This window comes from Microbacterium murale (assembly GCF_014635185.1).
Classification (GTDB): Bacteria; Actinomycetota; Actinomycetes; order Actinomycetales; family Microbacteriaceae; genus Microbacterium; species Microbacterium murale.
This window is the reverse complement of record NZ_BMCM01000008.1, coordinates 1-14727: the sequence shown is the minus strand read 5'-3', so window position 1 is coordinate 14727 and position 14727 is coordinate 1. Positions and strand designations below refer to the sequence as shown.

18 protein-coding genes are annotated in these 14727 nt (G+C 65.3%); 7 read left to right on the top strand and 11 right to left on the bottom strand.

The window, feature by feature from the left end:
• Positions 1–42: 42 nt before the first annotated feature.
• The 5 genes from IEV67_RS18085 to IEV67_RS18065 are packed head-to-tail and all read right to left on the bottom strand — an operon-like array spanning position 43 to position 6271.
• Positions 43–1755, bottom strand: a complete 1713-nt coding sequence (locus tag IEV67_RS18085; protein WP_188438123.1) for an acetyl/propionyl/methylcrotonyl-CoA carboxylase subunit alpha — start codon at positions 1753–1755, stop codon at positions 43–45.
• Positions 1752–3419: a 5-oxoprolinase subunit B/C family protein gene (locus tag IEV67_RS18080; protein WP_188438122.1), complete on the bottom strand. Its 1668-nt coding sequence runs from the start codon at positions 3417–3419 to the stop codon at positions 1752–1754. The genes IEV67_RS18085 and IEV67_RS18080 overlap by 4 nt, the downstream gene beginning before the upstream one ends.
• Positions 3419–4219, bottom strand: a complete 801-nt coding sequence (locus IEV67_RS18075; protein ID WP_188438121.1) for a putative hydro-lyase — start codon at positions 4217–4219, stop codon at positions 3419–3421. Before IEV67_RS18075 ends, IEV67_RS18080 begins: the two co-directional genes overlap by 1 nt.
• Position 4220: 1 nt before the next feature.
• Positions 4221–4985 carry a LamB/YcsF family protein gene (locus tag IEV67_RS18070; RefSeq protein WP_188438197.1) on the bottom strand — a complete coding sequence of 255 codons (765 nt, stop codon included), beginning with the start codon at positions 4983–4985 and terminating at the stop codon, positions 4221–4223.
• 2 nt (positions 4986–4987) lie between these two features.
• Positions 4988–6271 (bottom strand): NRAMP family divalent metal transporter, encoded by a 1284-nt coding sequence (locus IEV67_RS18065; RefSeq protein ID WP_188438120.1) that lies wholly within the window; start codon positions 6269–6271, stop codon positions 4988–4990.
• A 127-nt stretch (positions 6272–6398) separates the two neighbouring features.
• Between IEV67_RS18065 and IEV67_RS18060 the strand changes: the two genes are divergently transcribed.
• From IEV67_RS18060 to IEV67_RS18045, 4 genes are all read left to right on the top strand, one after another.
• Positions 6399–7037, top strand: a complete 639-nt coding sequence (locus IEV67_RS18060) for a GntR family transcriptional regulator (protein WP_188438119.1) — start codon at positions 6399–6401, stop codon at positions 7035–7037.
• Between the two features lie 37 nt (positions 7038–7074).
• Entirely contained in the window at positions 7075–7926 is an 852-nt protein-coding gene (locus tag IEV67_RS18055) for a VOC family protein (RefSeq protein ID WP_229703341.1), read from the top strand.
• A 74-nt stretch (positions 7927–8000) separates the two neighbouring features.
• A complete protein-coding gene (locus IEV67_RS18050; protein ID WP_188438118.1) occupies positions 8001–8645 on the top strand; it encodes a hypothetical protein in 645 nt (214 codons plus the stop codon).
• A gap of 51 nt (positions 8646–8696) precedes the next feature.
• Entirely contained in the window at positions 8697–9299 is a 603-nt protein-coding gene (locus IEV67_RS18045; protein ID WP_188438117.1) for a GrpB family protein, read from the top strand.
• Positions 9300–9416: 117 nt separating this feature from the next.
• On the opposite strand, the gene IEV67_RS18040 is transcribed toward IEV67_RS18045, so the two are convergent.
• On the bottom strand, positions 9417–9713 hold the full coding sequence (locus tag IEV67_RS18040; RefSeq protein ID WP_188438116.1) for a hypothetical protein: 297 nt from the start codon (positions 9711–9713) through the stop codon (positions 9417–9419).
• 276 nt (positions 9714–9989) lie between these two features.
• On the opposite strand from IEV67_RS18040, the gene IEV67_RS18035 reads away from it, so the two are divergent.
• From IEV67_RS18035 to IEV67_RS18025, 3 genes are read left to right on the top strand one after another with little or no spacing between them, the layout of a single operon-like run.
• Entirely contained in the window at positions 9990–10565 is a 576-nt protein-coding gene (locus IEV67_RS18035) for a hypothetical protein (protein WP_229703339.1), read from the top strand.
• The gene (locus tag IEV67_RS18030; RefSeq protein WP_188438114.1) at positions 10565–11104 is read left to right on the top strand and encodes an RNA polymerase sigma factor; all 540 of its coding nucleotides are present in this window, start codon (positions 10565–10567) and stop codon (positions 11102–11104) included. Before IEV67_RS18035 ends, IEV67_RS18030 begins: the two co-directional genes overlap by 1 nt.
• Before the next feature lie 17 nt (positions 11105–11121).
• Complete coding sequence (locus IEV67_RS18025; protein ID WP_188438113.1) at positions 11122–11499, top strand: hypothetical protein; 378 nt, start codon at positions 11122–11124, stop codon at positions 11497–11499.
• A gap of 121 nt (positions 11500–11620) precedes the next feature.
• Here IEV67_RS18025 and IEV67_RS18020 read toward each other — a convergent pair whose 3' ends face one another.
• The 5 genes from IEV67_RS18020 to IEV67_RS17995 form a co-directional block, all read right to left on the bottom strand.
• Positions 11621–11770, bottom strand: a complete 150-nt coding sequence (locus IEV67_RS18020) for a hypothetical protein (RefSeq protein ID WP_188438112.1) — start codon at positions 11768–11770, stop codon at positions 11621–11623.
• A gap of 11 nt (positions 11771–11781) precedes the next feature.
• Entirely contained in the window at positions 11782–12924 is a 1143-nt protein-coding gene (locus IEV67_RS18015; protein ID WP_188438111.1) for a CU044_5270 family protein, read from the bottom strand.
• Complete coding sequence (locus tag IEV67_RS18010; RefSeq protein WP_188438110.1) at positions 12890–13483, bottom strand: RNA polymerase sigma factor; 594 nt, start codon at positions 13481–13483, stop codon at positions 12890–12892. Before IEV67_RS18010 ends, IEV67_RS18015 begins: the two co-directional genes overlap by 35 nt.
• A gap of 461 nt (positions 13484–13944) precedes the next feature.
• The gene (locus IEV67_RS18000; RefSeq protein ID WP_188438108.1) at positions 13945–14205 is read right to left on the bottom strand and encodes a PLD nuclease N-terminal domain-containing protein; all 261 of its coding nucleotides are present in this window, start codon (positions 14203–14205) and stop codon (positions 13945–13947) included.
• Between the two features lie 171 nt (positions 14206–14376).
• Positions 14377–14727: integrase core domain-containing protein (locus IEV67_RS17995; RefSeq protein WP_229703337.1), on the bottom strand; the 351-nt coding region annotated here is incomplete at its 5' end.

Sequence of the window (14727 nt, the reverse complement as noted above, 5' to 3'; positions counted from 1 at the left end):
CTCCCGAGGGCGCGGATGCCGCGAGGGCGCGGATGCCGCGACTCAGCCGATGCGGCCGATCACAGCATCCGCAGCGATCGAATCACCCACGGATGCCGCGTGCACCAGCGCCCCGGCTCGATGCGCTGTGACCTGAGTCTCCATCTTCATCGCGTCGAGTACGGCGACGGCATCCCCCGCCTCCACGGAAGCGCTGTCATCCACCAGCCAGCGCACCAGCGTGCCAGGAGCCGGCGCCCGCAGCTCGGCGGGATCAGCGGATGCCGGAGCAACCGCCTGCACACCCCCACCGGCGAATCCCCGCAGCAGCGCCGAAGGCACTCCGAGCATCACGCGGCGCCCATCGATCTCGACGGCGAAGCGCTGCAGCGCGGCATCCTCGACCGGCGCCGGCCGCAGCTGCGGCTCCAACCGCGGCAGCAGAGTGCCCTCGATCCACTGCGTGTGCACGGCGAACGTGTCGGTCTGGAACTCCGGCTCGTCGACCGCCAGCCGATCGAACGGAATGACCGTCGCGGGGCCTTCGACCGACAGCTCCCGCAACGCGCGGCGCGCGCGGATCAGCGCAGCATCCCGCGAATCAGCGTGCACGATGAGCTTCGCGATCATCGAGTCGAACGCCGACTGCACGGCATCCCCTGCTTCGATCCCGCTGTCCCACCGCACGCCAGGGCCGCCAGGAATCCGCAGCGTCGAGACGACTCCCGGGCTGGGCAGGAATCCGCGACCGGGGTCTTCGGCATTGATCCGGAACTCGAACGCATGCCCCCGCGGCTCGGGGGTATCGCTGAACGACGGGCCGAGCCCTGACGCGATCCGGAACTGCTCGGCCACCAGATCGACACCCGTGACCTCCTCGGTCACCGGATGTTCGACCTGCAGTCGCGTGTTCACCTCGAGGAACGAGATCGTGCCATCCGCAGCAAGCAGGAACTCGACGGTTCCCGCGCCGCGGTACGAGACATCGGCGCAGATCCGGCGCGCGGCGTCGTGGATCTCGGAACGCTGCGCAGCGGTCAGTCCGGGCGCCGGAGCCTCTTCGATCAGCTTCTGATTGCGCCGCTGCATCGAGCAGTCGCGGTCGCCGACGACCACGATGTCACCCTGGCCGTCGCCGAGCACCTGCACTTCGATGTGTCGCGGGCTCTCGAGGAACCGCTCCACGAAGCACTCGCCGCGGCCGAAGGCCACGATCGCCTCACGGGTCGCGGCGTCGAATGCCTCCGCCACCTCCGACAACTCGCGGACGACTTTCAGCCCTCGGCCCCCACCCCCGAACGCGGCCTTGATCGCGATCGGCAGCCCATGCTCTTCGGCGAAGGCGACCGCTTCGGCCGGCCCCGCGAGCGGCTGATCCGTGCCAGCCGCGAGGGGTGCGTTCACCTTCTGCGCGATCCGTCGCGCGGTCATCTTGTCGCCCAGCGCGTCGATGCTCTCGGGTGACGGTCCGATCCAGACGAGTCCAGCGCCCTCGACCGCGCGAGCGAACTCCGCGCTCTCCGAGAGGAATCCGTATCCGGGGTGCACGGCATCCGCCCCGCTGTCGGCGGCGCCCCGCAGCAGAGCGGCGATCGAGAGGTACGTGTCGGCGGCGGTCGTCCCGCCCAACCCCACCGCCTCGTCGGCCAGACGCACGTGCAGCGCGTCGGCATCCTGATCGGCGTACACGGCGACTGAGGCGTACCCGGCTTCGGCGCATGCGCGGATCACGCGCACCGCGATCTCGCCGCGATTGGCGATCAGCACCTTCTTCATGACAGTCCTTCTTCGATGCGGGAGATTCGGAAACGGATGCGCGCACCCGGCGGCAGTTGGGCGGCGAGATCCAGGCAGCGATCGGTGAGCGCGCCGATGATCGGATAGCCGCCGGTGAGCGGATGATCCGGCAGGAACAGCACCGGTTGGCCGTCCGGCGGCACCTGGATCGCCCCGGTCACGGCCCCCTCGCTGGGCAACTCGCCCTGCGTCGTGCGCTCCAGCGGCACGTCGCCCTGCAGCCGGATGCCGACACGGTCGGAGCGCGGCGTGACCAGCCACTCCTGCGTCGTCAGGGTGTCGAGAGCGGATGCCGTGAACCAGTCGTCACGCGGGCCGAGCGTGATGTCGAGTTCGACGAGGTCGCCGGATGCAGGCAGTTCGCGCGGGGTGGCCACCGGGTCGACCGCGTGCCGTGCGGCGTCTCCGATATCGACGACATCACCGGCGGCGAGCGGGTCGGGTCCGAGGCCTGCGAGCGTATCGCTGGCTCGGCTGCCGAGAGCGGATGCTGCGGCCAGGCCGCCGCGAATGCCGATCACGTAGCGCAACCCGTGACTCGGATGGCCGAGGGTGAGTTCGTCGCCGTCGACCGTGGCGAATGGGGCGCCGTGCGGGATGCTGCGGGTGAGGCCGCCGGCATCCGTCAGCGTGAGTTCGCCGATCGCGCCGGTGACGGCCACGACGCCGTCGCCGTGGAAGCGGAGGGTCAGGCCGCCGACGCTCTCGAGCACCGCGGCCGCGATCTCATTGCCCACGGCGCGGTTGGCGTCGCGCAGTGCCGTGCGATCGGCGGCTCCGGATGCGGAGACTCCGAGCGCCGCGTGGCCTGGTCTGCCGGCATCCTGCACCAGCAGTTGCAGGGACGGGCGGATGATCTCGACGGAGGGGGCGGAAGGCTTCGACTCGCCTTCGGCTCGCTCAACCCGTTTCGACTCGCTGCGCTCGCTCAACGACCCGCCCCCGACCGATGACCCCGCTTGCGGGTCGTTGAGCGCAGGCTGCGAAGCAGCCGGAGACGAAACGGGTTGAGCGACCGCAGGGAGTCGAAGCCCCTCCCGCCCCGCGCGCTCGAACCTCACCAGCGCCCCCGGCGACAGCAGCGCCGGCGGGTCGCGGTCGATGTCCCACATCACGGCATCCGTATGTCCGATCAGTTGCCAGCCCCCCGGACTCTCGCGGGGGTACACGCCCGTGAACTGCCCGGCGAGCGCGACCGAACCGGCGGGCACGCGCGTGCGCGGCGACGAGCGGCGCGGCACGTCGAACAGCGGATCCCCGCTGACCACGTAGCCGAATCCCGGCGCGAAGCCAGAGAACGCGACCTGCCAGTCGGCCGCGAGGTGGCGGTTCACGAGCTCCTCAGCCGAGACGCCGAGCAGCCCTGCGGCCTCCGCGAGATCCTCGCCGTCGTAGTGCACCGGCACAGCGACCTCGCGGGTGTGCGGCACGTGCTCGGCATCCACGCGCGTGGCCGAAAGCACCTCAGCCAGCGCGGCAGCCGACGTGCGCAGCGGATCGAATCGCACGAGCACCGTGCGGGCTCCGGGGATGCGCTCGACGACCCCGGGTAAGCCGTCCCACGCGAGATTGAGTCGCATGGCCTCGTCGAGGTCGGCCGCCTCGACGAGCAGCGTGCGGTCGGATGCTGTGAGGATGCGCATCAGACGATGTACTCCGCATCCGGCACGTCGGTGATGAACATGTAGCCGGGTGCGTGGGTGACGGCGAACGGTGGCCTGGACGCCATGATCGCCGCCTGGGGAGTGACGCCGCAGGCCCAGAACACCGGGATCTCGCCCTCGCGCACCTCCGGGGCATCCCCGAAGTCGGGGCGCGACAGGTCGGCGATGCCGAGCGATGAGGGGTCGCCGATGTGCACAGGGGCGCCGTGCACGGCGGGCGTCCGTCCGGAGATCTGCACAGCATCCGCCACCCGCCCGGCGGGGATCGGCCGCATCGACACGACCATCTCGCCGCGCAGACGTCCGGCCGGAGTGCAGTCGATGTTCGTGCGGTACATCGGCACGTTGCGGCCGAGTTCCTGGTGGCGGATCGGGATGCCGGCATCCACGAGTCCCGTCTCGAAAGTGAAGCTGCATCCGATCAGGAAGGCGACGAGATCCCGATGCTCGTCCCAGGCGTCCGTCGCATCGGTCACCTCGGAGGCCAGTTCGCCGTCGCGCCAGATCCGGTACCGGCCGATGTCGGTGCGGATGTCGCTGCCCGGCGCCAGCACCGATTCCACCTGCCCCCGCTCGATGACCTCGAGCACCGGGCACGGCTTCGGATTGCGCTGCGCATAAAGCAGTGTCTCGAACGCCCAGTCCGCCGGCACCGCGATGAGGTTCGCCTGCGTGAGACCGGCCGCGACACCGCTGGTCGGCACCGCACGTCCCGCACGGTAGTCGCCACGCGCCGCCCGCGCGGTCGCGAGCTGATCAGAAGTCGCAATCACGCCCATCTCAGACTCCGGCGAACGGTGCGATCGTGATGCCCGCTGCCTGCAGCATCCGCTTCGTCTCCGCTGCCATCTCGATCGAACCGGGGCTGTCGCCATGCACGCAGATCGACTGCGCCTCGACGCGCACGTCCGAACCGTCGATCGCGCGGATCACGCCGTCGGACGCCAGCCGCACCATGCGCTCGGCGACCGCGGCGGGGTCGTGCAGCACGGCGCCCTCCTGGGTGCGCGAGACGAGCTGCCCGTCCGGCATGTATGCCCGGTCGGCAAAGGCTTCGGAGGCGACCGCGAGTCCGGCCTTCGACGCGACATCCAGCACCACGCCGCCCGCGAGGCCGAGCAGCACGAGACTCGGATCGATCGCCTTGATCGCCGCGACCACGTCGGCGGACTGCCGCTCGTCGCGGGCGATCGTGTTGTACAGCGCACCGTGCGGCTTGACGTATGAGACCTTGCCCCCGACCGAAGAGGCCAATCCGATGAGTGCGCCGAGCTGGTACTCGACGTGCGCCTGCAGCGTCGGGGAGTCGATTTCGACGTTCGTACGGCCGAAGTTCTCGTAGTCGCGATAGCCGGGGTGGGCGCCGATCACGACGCCGCTTCGCACCGCAGCATCCAGAGTCTCGCGGATGCCCTCCGGGCTGCCCGCGTGGAACCCGCACGACACGTTCGCACTGGTCACGATCTCGAGCATCGCGACGTCGTCGCTGACAATACGGTCCGGGACGTTCTCGCCGAGGTCGGAGTTCAGGTCGATGGTGGGCATGGTCACGCTCCGGTTCCGAGGAAGGCGAAGATGGGTCCGACCGAGACGATGCCCATGTACCAGGTGAGCAGCGTCACCAGTGTGCCGGCGATCAGCAGCACCAGCGGGTACTTCTTCGTGCCGAGCAGGTCGCGGCGGAACCATCCGATGTACATGAACACCGTAAGGCCGATCGGGAGGATGAGTCCGTTGAAGCCGCCGACGAAGACCAGGATCGCCGCGGGTGCGGTGCCGATCGACAGGTACACGATCAGCGAGACGACGATGAACGCCACCGTGGCGATCTGCAGCGACCAGCCGCCGAGGAAGCGCTTGTGGAACGACGACAGGAATGTCGCCGACGTGTACGCGGCGCCGATGACCGAACTGAGGGCGGCCGCCCAGAAGATCGCACCGAAGATGCGCAGACCCGCGTCACCCAGCACAGACCCGAAGGCCTGACCCGCGGGGTTGGCGGCCTGGCTGGACAGGTCGAGGACGACACCGGATGCGACGACGCCGAGGATCGCGAGGAACAGCACGTAGCGCATGATGCCGGTGATGAGGATGCCGTTGGCCGCTGCCCGCATGACCGGGCCCGCGTACTCCGGACCGGTGTGGCCGGAGTCGAGGTAGCGGTGCGCGCCGGAATAGGTGATGTATCCGCCGACGGTGCCGCCGACGATCGTGGTGATGGTGGCGAAGTTCAGCTCGTCCGGAACGAACGTCTGACGCAGCGCGTCGCCGATCGGGGGCTGGGCGATGATCGCGACGACGACCGTCATGACGATCATGCCGATGCCGAGGATCACCAGCACGATGTCCATCACCTTGCCGGCCTTCTTGATCAGGAAGATCACGATCGCCAGGGCCCCGGTGAGCAGGCCGCCGATCTTGGGATCGATGCCCAGCAGCGCGTTCAGCCCCAGGCCGCCACCGGCGATGTTGCCGATGTTGAACGCGAGACCGCCGATCACGACGAGGACCGCGATCACGTGTCCGGAGAACGGGATGGCCGAGTTCGCGAGTTCGCCGGCGCGCTTGCCGGACGAGGTGATCATGCGCCAGACGTTGAGCTGAACGGCGATGTCGATGAGCACCGACACGAGGATGGCGAAGGCGAACGCCGCTCCCATCGATGCGGTGAAGGTCGCGGTCTGGGTGATGAAGCCGGGGCCGATGGCTGAGGTGGCCATGAGGAAGATCGCACCGATGACGGCGCTGCGGCCGACGCGCTTCTTCACTGCGGCGAGTTGCGCTTCGGTCTGCGCGGTCGTCTGGGCGTCAGTCGGGGACTGCTCGGACATGAAGGGGTTCCCATCGTCTTTGGCGGGTGTCGGGTGACACCGAGTGTAGAACGGATTGGGTCTGATTGTTCAACAACTTTATTTCCGGGATGCTACGCGCAGGGTCCTGTCCGCTTAACATGAAGGCGTGAACCATCAGGGAGCACTGGCCGATGTGCTGCGTCAGAGGATCATCGACGGCGACTTCGCGCCGGGCGCCCGCCTCTCGGAGGCGGCGCTGGCCGAGCGTTTCGAGGTCTCGCGCAACACGCTGCGGGAGGCGTTCCGGGTTCTGGCCGAGCAGGGCCTCATCGAGCACATCCCGCATCGCGGCGTGTCGGTGGCGGCGCCTTCGATCGCCGACGTCATCGACATCTATCGTGCGCGCCGCGTGATCGAGTGCTCTGCGCTGCGGCAGTCGGAGCCGGAGCATCCGGCGGTGCAGCTGATGCGCTCCGCGCTCGCCGAGGCCGAACAGCACCTCCCGAACGAGGAGTGGCACCGCGTCGGCAGCGCGAACATGGCCTTCCACGATGCGATCGTCGCCCTCGCCGACAGCCCGAGACTTGCCCGCACCTATCGGGATGTCGCAGCCGAACTCCGTCTGGTGTTCCTCGAGATCGACGACCCTCGCGCACTGCACGAGCCCTTCGTGCGCAAGAACCGGATCGTGCTCAAGACGCTTCTCGAAGACGGCCCGCATGCTGCGGCCGACGCGCTGGAGAGTTACCTCATCACCTCGGAGCGCACCGTGCTGGGCGCCTTCGCGCGAATGGGGCGCGGCTGAAGGGAATACATTCCGGCCGTAGCCCGTTTCCATTGACATGAATGAAAAACTTGCCGCGGCAACATCGATGGGTGCTGTCACCCTGCTGGTCGCCGACCTCGACGCGATGACCACGTTCTACCGCGATGTCATCACGCTCCAGGTGCAGGATGCCGCGGGTGACGCCGTGACGCTCGGACGCAGCGGAACGCCGCTGGTGGTCCTCCGCCACGAGCCGACGCTGCGCCATGCCAGCCCCGGCTCGGCCGGCCTGTTCCACACGGCGATCGTGTTCGAGTCGCAGGCGGCGCTCGCCGGCGCCCTGTTCTCGGTCGCACAGCACGCGCCGCAGACCTTCACCGGCAGCGCCGATCACCTGGTGAGCCAGGCGTTCTACCTCACCGACCCCGAGGGCAACGGCATCGAGCTGTACTGGGATCGCGACCGCTCCGACTGGTCATGGACGCACGGGCAGATCGAGATGGCGACCCTCTACCTCGACCCGAACGCGTTCCTGCAGGAGCACCTCGTCGACGGCGCCCCGAACACCGGAGCGGCGCAGATCGGCCACGTGCACCTGTCGGTCGGTGACGTCGAGACTGCGCGCGAGTTCTATGTGAACCGCCTCGGCTTCGACGCGACAGCATCCCTCGGCAACCAAGCGCTGTTCGTCAGCGCCGGCGGATATCACCACCACATGGCGATGAACGTCTGGAACTCGCGCGGAGCCGGTCCGCGGATGCCGGCGCTCGGGCTGGGTCAGGTCGACCTCGCGCTCCCGAACGCGGATGCGCTGGGTGAGCTGAACGAGCGTCTTGCGCACTACGGAACCGAAGTGCGCGACGACGGACGGACGCTGACCTTCACCGATCCGTGGAACAACATCTTGAAGGCCGAGCTCGCCGCCTGAGCTCGCTGCGGCCGGATTCTGGATCGGCAACCTGGGGTGGTGCTCGATGCACGACGACGACGAGAGTGGGAGTCATGAGATCCAGCACACCAATACCGGGAAACCCGTGGCCGCACGACATGTCGATCACGGTCGAGGATCGAGCCAACGCCCTCCTGGAGTTGCTCTGGATTCGGGAGGCCTACGAGCTGCAGCCGCGAGGTGAAGACCTTCCTCCGCTGCTGTCCGATACACCAGCGACCGTTCATGACTCTGGCGTCAGCGCCGAGACTCGCGAGGAATGGGCGGGTGCGTGGCGTCGTATTTGGCATGCCGCACTGTCGCACGCCGCTCAAGACAGCGACCCGCGGCTGTTCGATGAGCTTCGCACCACCGCAGACGGCTCGACCGAACGAGCCGATCTGCTGCACCGGATGATCGGCCCGACCGGGCGCGACGATTTCGGTGACAGCGCGTTCGACGACGATTCACACAGCGACTGGTTCCAACGTGGAATGGATGCGCATCTGGCGGCGATGCCCAAGAGCCTCTCCGACCAACCAGAGCATCGCGATCTGCCGGCCCTGATCCCCGCATGGCGTGCGGGCCTGACGAAGGTCGTGACCATTCCCTGTTCGGGTGAGTTCACTCGCAGAGTCGGCGAGAACGCCCTGCTCATGACCGCAGCCACGCGCGAGAACAGCGAGAGCTACCGGCGGGCGCTGAGCACGTTCAGCTGAGCCTCGCGACGGTTGCCCAAGGTCAGATTCGAGACCGGTAGATTCGACCGCGTGAGCGATGAGAAAAACCCAGCCGCGCTGGTCGAGCATCAGGCAGAGTGGGCACAGCGAGCGTTACGTTTGCTGTCGGGCATCGAGGACGCCATCGGTGGACTTGATGGTGCGGATGCCGCGGCACTGGACCACATCGGCTCGACATCTGTGCCGGGCCTCGCCGCGAAGCCGTTCGTGGACCTGCAACTGCGCATCTCCCCGCTTCCCTCGGAGACTGATCTCGTCACCCGCCTCGAACCGCTTGGTTACGTGCGCGCACGCGGTTCACGTCCCGACTCCCCAGGAGTTGATCGCGACATACCCAGGGGGTCGATGAAGGTCGATGCCTTGGTCTGGGAAAAGCTGCTGTTCTGGCATGAAGACGACCAGGCGATACTTCACGTCCGTCGTGCGGACTCGCCCTGGGGTCTGTACACGATCTGGTTCCGCAACTGGCTTCGAGAAAACACCGACGCCCGCCAACGCTACGAGACTGTAAAACTGACACTCAGCGCGCAGCAGATCGGCAAAGCCGACTACGACGACTACACCCTGGCCAAAACGCAGTTCTTCGACCAGGTTCAGTCAGAGTTCGAGGCGTGGGCAACGACTCGCCACTGAACCGCGTAAGGCGGCCCAGCCGTGCAGCCAAGCCTTTGCTCGACCCATCCTGTCTTGTAACCCATGGGATACGAAACAGGGAGGTTACGAGACACGCTCTCGGAAGACGGTCCCGCCTCAACGTCTCCGTGCCGGTACATGATCGGGAAAATCTTCTTGGCCTATTCCGCCGTCTTCGAAGAACGAGTCCACAAACCCATGCACCTGAGCGATCAGTTGTTCTCTGGACAACTTGGAAGCCTTGGACGACTCGGTTTCATCAGCGTTAATGGCAATGCCCCCGAGGCTGAAGCCGTAGGTTCCGTTGGCTGGTCCGTTCAACCAGGTGAAATCGTAGGTGATGGTCGCGCTTGGTTCGCACCTCTCGCTGATGCGGAACAATTCGCCATCGACAGAGACTTCGAAGGGATCCATGAAGCGAGCCTAGTCGCGCGATTTCGGCGTCAGGACGGTCCCTCTCGTGAGGATTAGACGTACATCGGCGACGTCTCGCATCCCCGGATTCTGGGCAGGAGTGGAGGCCGCAAGCGATGTAGCGCACTGTCGCTGCTCGAGTATGCGCGTGTCGATCTCTGGTCGGTCCTCGTAGTTGTCGTCGATGACGACATCACGGGAATCCTTTTGATCGAGATGCAACACTTTGAGGGTTGCCAGACATGAACAGAGTGAACGGATCATCGGAGGAAACCCGTGGACGACACTCAGCTCGACAAGCTTCTCTCCCCGCGCGATACGTGGGCAGAGTCCCCTGAACTTTTAGACGCAATGCTCGTGCGAATCGCTGCTCGGGCAGAACAAGAACATCGGCGGCCGCGCGGGCGCCGCGGTGCACGGATTGCCGCTGTCGGAGCGCTGTTTGGCGCGGGAGTGCTCGCAACGGCTGCGACTGTGTACATCGCGCCAAACTTCACGCCGGATGCCGTCATTCCGATCTCCTACGTGACGGACACGGGCAGGTCTGTTGAATGCACCTACTCGTTGGCAATCCGAAGCTGGAACGGCACTGACGTAACCGCAGCGAAGGAATGGATCACCTCACACGACTGGGCCGGTATCGGTCAACGCGGCTACGACCTCGCCATACAAGAGCCCCTGAAGGTCGGAGACCCGGATACGGATCCGGAGATCACCCAGGAGACCCTCGATCAGATGACCGTGTCGAAGGGCATCTCAACAGTCGTCGTACAAGAGATCCCGCAGGGCTACCTGGATCGTCTCGGCGTCGGTACGGCGGGGACGTCGACGTGCAAGTGGGAACTGCACTGATGCTCGGGCCGCCAGAAGAGTCGATCGAAGCCCTCCAATGGATGTGGAGCAACGACACGCTCGATCTTCCTCGTCTCGTCGACGGGAGCAAGCGCGCCCTGTTCGCGTACTTCGCACGACGCGTCGTCTCCACTGAGGACGCAGCTGACCTCACCGGTGAGGTCATGCTCACGATGTGGCAGAAGTCTTCGTCGTTGCCGACGGATCCCACCGAGGCACGAATGTGGGCGTTCGGAATCGCGCGGAACGTGCTCGCGAACCATAGTCGCAGCATCGTCCGTCGGCGCTCGCTGAGCGAACGACTCAAAGGCGAAGCTCTCGTCAGCGGCGACACACGACCCGTGCGCGACGACGTGTGGGAGGCGCTGCGTGCACTCCCCGAGATTGATCGAGAGATCATTCAACTCGTTCACTGGGATGGGTTCTCTCTCGCGGACGCAGCGAGGGTCCTCGGGAAGAAGCCAGCGACTGTGCGCAGCAGGTACTCGAGGGCGCGGGCGAAGCTTCGTGCCCACCTGACTGCCGACGTGACGCGATGAGCTGGAAGAATCACCGCATGACGCGTGCTGCATTGATCTTCGTGCCGGTGCTTGTGCTCGTTCTCGCGGGATGCTCCAGCAGCAGTGCGGAACGACTGGACGAAGTACCTCCAGAACTCGAAGGAGTGGCCGGGCCTGAGATGGAGCCAACGGTCGTGTGGTCTGAAGACGGTGAATCGTGGCTGTTCCTCACCTTCGGGAGCTCCACATGCCCGAATGAGCCGCGCGACATCCGCGAAACCGGAGAGCGCGCGTTCGAAGTCACGCTGGAAGCCGCAGGCGGTTTCTCCTGTACGGCGGATATCGGCCCGGCTATGTACAAAGTGCCCGCGCCTGTTTCGCCTGGGGCCCCGGTCACCGTCGACCTCGGCTATGGCGTCACGGTCACCCTCTAAACACATCCCGCTCTGGAGTTCGGCGCTCGCTCCGTGTCGCACAACGCATGGGTTACGAGACGCTTAGGTTACGAGACACCTGCCCCCGGTGGGGAACGCACGACGCAGGGAGCTTGTCTACTCAATCGCTGCCGTTAGTGGAGGAGGTTTTGATGCGTGAGGAACCGAATTGTTGAGTATCCGCGACGAGCCAGGTCAGATCGAGCGTGATCGTCGGCGGAAGCGAGATGTCGGCGGGAGTGATCGTCGGCGGACTGTAGTGGTCGTGCATGGCAGGGTCTCCTATTCGCTGCAGATCGCGACGTCAGTTGGCGCGGACGTAACGACCGTGGTTGTCACGGCGGTCCAGCTTGTCGCCGTACCTGCGGGAAAGCTGGCGTAGCCGTCGAGGGTGACTTCTCGCTCGCCAATGAATTGCCCGGTTTCAGCGTCAATGATCAGGTCATAGCGTGTGTTGGAGGTCGTTTCCACGCGGCCGATTGCGATGCCGGTGGTTCCGTTGAGCGCGGCCTGGTCCTCGGTGATCTCCACGCCGGGGATCTCCGCGACTGCTTTGTAGAGCGCGGCGCGGAAGTCGGCTGGTGCGGTGCCTCCCCGGAGCGCGTCAATGATCCACTGGAGCGCTTGGCCATCGCGGGAAGGTCCGAAATTGCCGTTCAGCTCATAGATCCTGTCGAGGAGTTGACGTGGGTCCCGGGGCAGAGCGTCGTAGTCATCACTGAAGTGCAACCCGTCGAAGTAGCCCCCGATAGTGACGCCACTGGGCGTGGTACCTCCAGGAAAGCGCCGGATGGTGTCCGGCTCGTACTCTTCGTGGACTGCTGCCTCTTGTTCCGCGAACGCTTCTGATCTGGGACCGAAGGTTTGGAACGGTGCACGCGTGCAGCGGATCGATACCCAATCTTCGCTGCGATCCGCGGGCACGTAAAGCTCGTCGTGGGTCTTCTCCAGCGCGGAGACGTCGTCGGAGGGCAGGATCTCCTCTCCGATCCTTTCAGCGTCCTCCGCTTTGAGGGTTCCTGTGCTCGCGAAGACTCCGTCGGTTCGAATGAACAGGTACTGTCCGGGGCCTACAACGGGGTCGCTGACCTTCACGGTGGCGGCCGCTGCGGAACTGAGCACGCTCGCAGCCGCAGGGTCGGCTCCGCCGTTCCAGCCGGCAAATCCCAGCACGTTAGTGGCCACCAGGGCGACGGTCACGCTCGCGGCTCCGAGAGCGGAGAATCCTGCCCAGGCGATGGTGCGCCGGCGGCGCCGAGCCTTTATCGGTGCGAACGCCGTGTCGTCGCCCAGTTGCGCGAAAAGTGCGATCGGGGTCTCACTGTCGATCCGAGCGAACAGCGCGGACCGTCCCCGGGCCAATACCTCAGGGCTTGGGTCACGCGTGTCATCACGTGTGCTGCGGAGAAGCGTCAACTCGTCCATGATCCGTCTCCTGTTCGATGGTTTCGGTCCCCGCGGCGCGGCGCAACTGACGCCGTGCCCGGTTGAGTCTTGAGCGCACGGTGCCAATGGGCACCTGCATGGCGAGTGCTATCGACGCATAGTCGAGGTCGCCCCACGCGTAGAGCAATAGAGTTTCCCGGTCCGATTCCGACAGCCGACGAAGAGCCTTCGCCAGACGTCGAGCAAGGCGCTTAGCGTCAATGCGGGCGCCCGCCTGCTCGATGAAGTCCGGAGTGATCTGTGCCGCGAGATCTGCCGACATGCCTTTCCAGGAGACGGCTTCCAAACGCACGTGCTTGCGCATCAGTCGTGTTGCAATGCCCAGCAGCCAGGGCCGCGCATTCTGCACAGTTATGTCGTAGGCAGAGCGTCGCTCAAACGCCACGAGGAACGTTTCCGACATCACGTCTTCCGCGGCATGGTCGCCGAGCTGTTGCGCCGCATATCGGTAAACCGGCGTCGCATGGCGGCCGTAGAGCTCGTCAAAGACAGCCGGCTCGCGTATCGAGCGTTCAATTACCTCGTTATCGGGGCTCACATCCGTATTGCTCGATTCCGTCGATTCGGTTCACACCAATATTCGTGAAGGCAAACCTCAGCCGCCCTTGATTGCGGATACGAGTATCGAGTCTCGGCGCATTTGTTGCGCGTTGGGAGCCGACGACTATCGTGTTCATACGTTGCAAAGGAGACCGCACGATGGACCCGCTGGCTGTTTGGCATCTGAACGTCGGCCTCATGGCGGCACTCATCTTGACCGTGATGGCGGCCCTCTTCTTCTCGATCCGTCGATTCTTGAGAAGGTATAAGGGCAAAGAAAATCCGCAAAGGGTGGAACGTACGGATCCTTCTCGTGAGGACTAGACGCGGATCAGCGACGTGTCGCATCCCATGGGTTTCGAGACACCGAGGGTACGAGACACTGCAAGTCGCCGATGCGCGAGCAATACACGCGATCTGGCAAATTTCGCCGAAACTGCGGCGGAGAGCCACCTATTCTCAGCTCGTCGCGCTTGTCTTTCTGGCATCCCTTGGCTCGGCCAGCGAACGCCTCCCGATGAACAGCCACGCCAGCGGCCCCACAATCGGGACAAATATCGCAACAAGCGTCCACGCGAGCGATTGGAACGACGAGAGCGATTTAGCGGTACGTGCAATTGAGATCAAGCATACGACGAGCAGAACAAGTATGACCACCACCATGGCCGACCAAGCCACGTCGTACCACGCGGGGAGGAGCGGGTTCACAGGCTCAGGCATGCGCCGAGCCTAATCGCATATGCCCGATCCGTGGAAGAGTCAGTTCGGTCGTTTCAGAACACATGGGTTCCGGGACACCGAGGTTGCGAGACAGTTCGGGCGACCTACCAGGCGTAGACATTCTCGGAAAGCTGCGTTGGGGACTGCTGCACGAATAGGTGACAGTTCTAGTCACGCCGCTAGTGCGACGGTCGTGTTCATGATGGTCTCGAATTCGATGGGCGTCAAACGTCCCAGGGCGGCCTGTCGGCGTCGCCGGTGATAGGTCCGTTCGATCCAGGTCGCGATCGCGATGCGCAGCTGCTCGCGGGTGGTCCAGGAGCGACGGTCGAGGACGTTCTTCTGCAACAGGGCGAAGAACGACTCCATTGCGGCGTTGTCGCCGCATGACGCCACCCGTCCCATTGATCCGACCAGTCGATGACGGGACAGCGCACGCAGGAACTTCCGACTTCGGAACTGGCCGTATTCAACCGGTCGTCGCAACACCGGCGAATCGGGGTATCGGATGAGCGTGTGGGA

Excerpts from the sequence above, each read along its gene's own strand:
- IEV67_RS18085 (WP_188438123.1), bottom strand. The coding sequence starts at position 1,755 with ATGAAGAAGGTGCTGATCGCCAATCGCGGCGAGATCGCGGTGCGCGTG.
- IEV67_RS18080 (WP_188438122.1), bottom strand. The coding sequence starts at position 3,419 with ATGCGCATCCTCACAGCATCCGACCGCACGCTGCTCGTCGAGGCGGCC.
- IEV67_RS18075 (WP_188438121.1), bottom strand. The coding sequence starts at position 4,219 with ATGGGCGTGATTGCGACTTCTGATCAGCTCGCGACCGCGCGGGCGGCG.
- IEV67_RS18070 (WP_188438197.1), bottom strand. The coding sequence starts at position 4,985 with ATGCCCACCATCGACCTGAACTCCGACCTCGGCGAGAACGTCCCGGAC.
- IEV67_RS18065 (WP_188438120.1), bottom strand. The coding sequence starts at position 6,271 with ATGTCCGAGCAGTCCCCGACTGACGCCCAGACGACCGCGCAGACCGAA.
- IEV67_RS18055 (WP_229703341.1), top strand. The coding sequence starts at position 7,075 with ATGAATGAAAAACTTGCCGCGGCAACATCGATGGGTGCTGTCACCCTG.
- IEV67_RS18050 (WP_188438118.1), top strand. The coding sequence starts at position 8,001 with ATGAGATCCAGCACACCAATACCGGGAAACCCGTGGCCGCACGACATG.
- IEV67_RS18040 (WP_188438116.1), bottom strand. The coding sequence starts at position 9,713 with ATGGATCCCTTCGAAGTCTCTGTCGATGGCGAATTGTTCCGCATCAGC.
- IEV67_RS18030 (WP_188438114.1), top strand. The coding sequence starts at position 10,565 with ATGCTCGGGCCGCCAGAAGAGTCGATCGAAGCCCTCCAATGGATGTGG.
- IEV67_RS18025 (WP_188438113.1), top strand. The coding sequence starts at position 11,122 with ATGACGCGTGCTGCATTGATCTTCGTGCCGGTGCTTGTGCTCGTTCTC.
- IEV67_RS18020 (WP_188438112.1), bottom strand. The coding sequence starts at position 11,770 with ATGCACGACCACTACAGTCCGCCGACGATCACTCCCGCCGACATCTCG.
- IEV67_RS18015 (WP_188438111.1), bottom strand. The coding sequence starts at position 12,924 with ATGGACGAGTTGACGCTTCTCCGCAGCACACGTGATGACACGCGTGAC.
- IEV67_RS18000 (WP_188438108.1), bottom strand. The coding sequence starts at position 14,205 with ATGCCTGAGCCTGTGAACCCGCTCCTCCCCGCGTGGTACGACGTGGCT.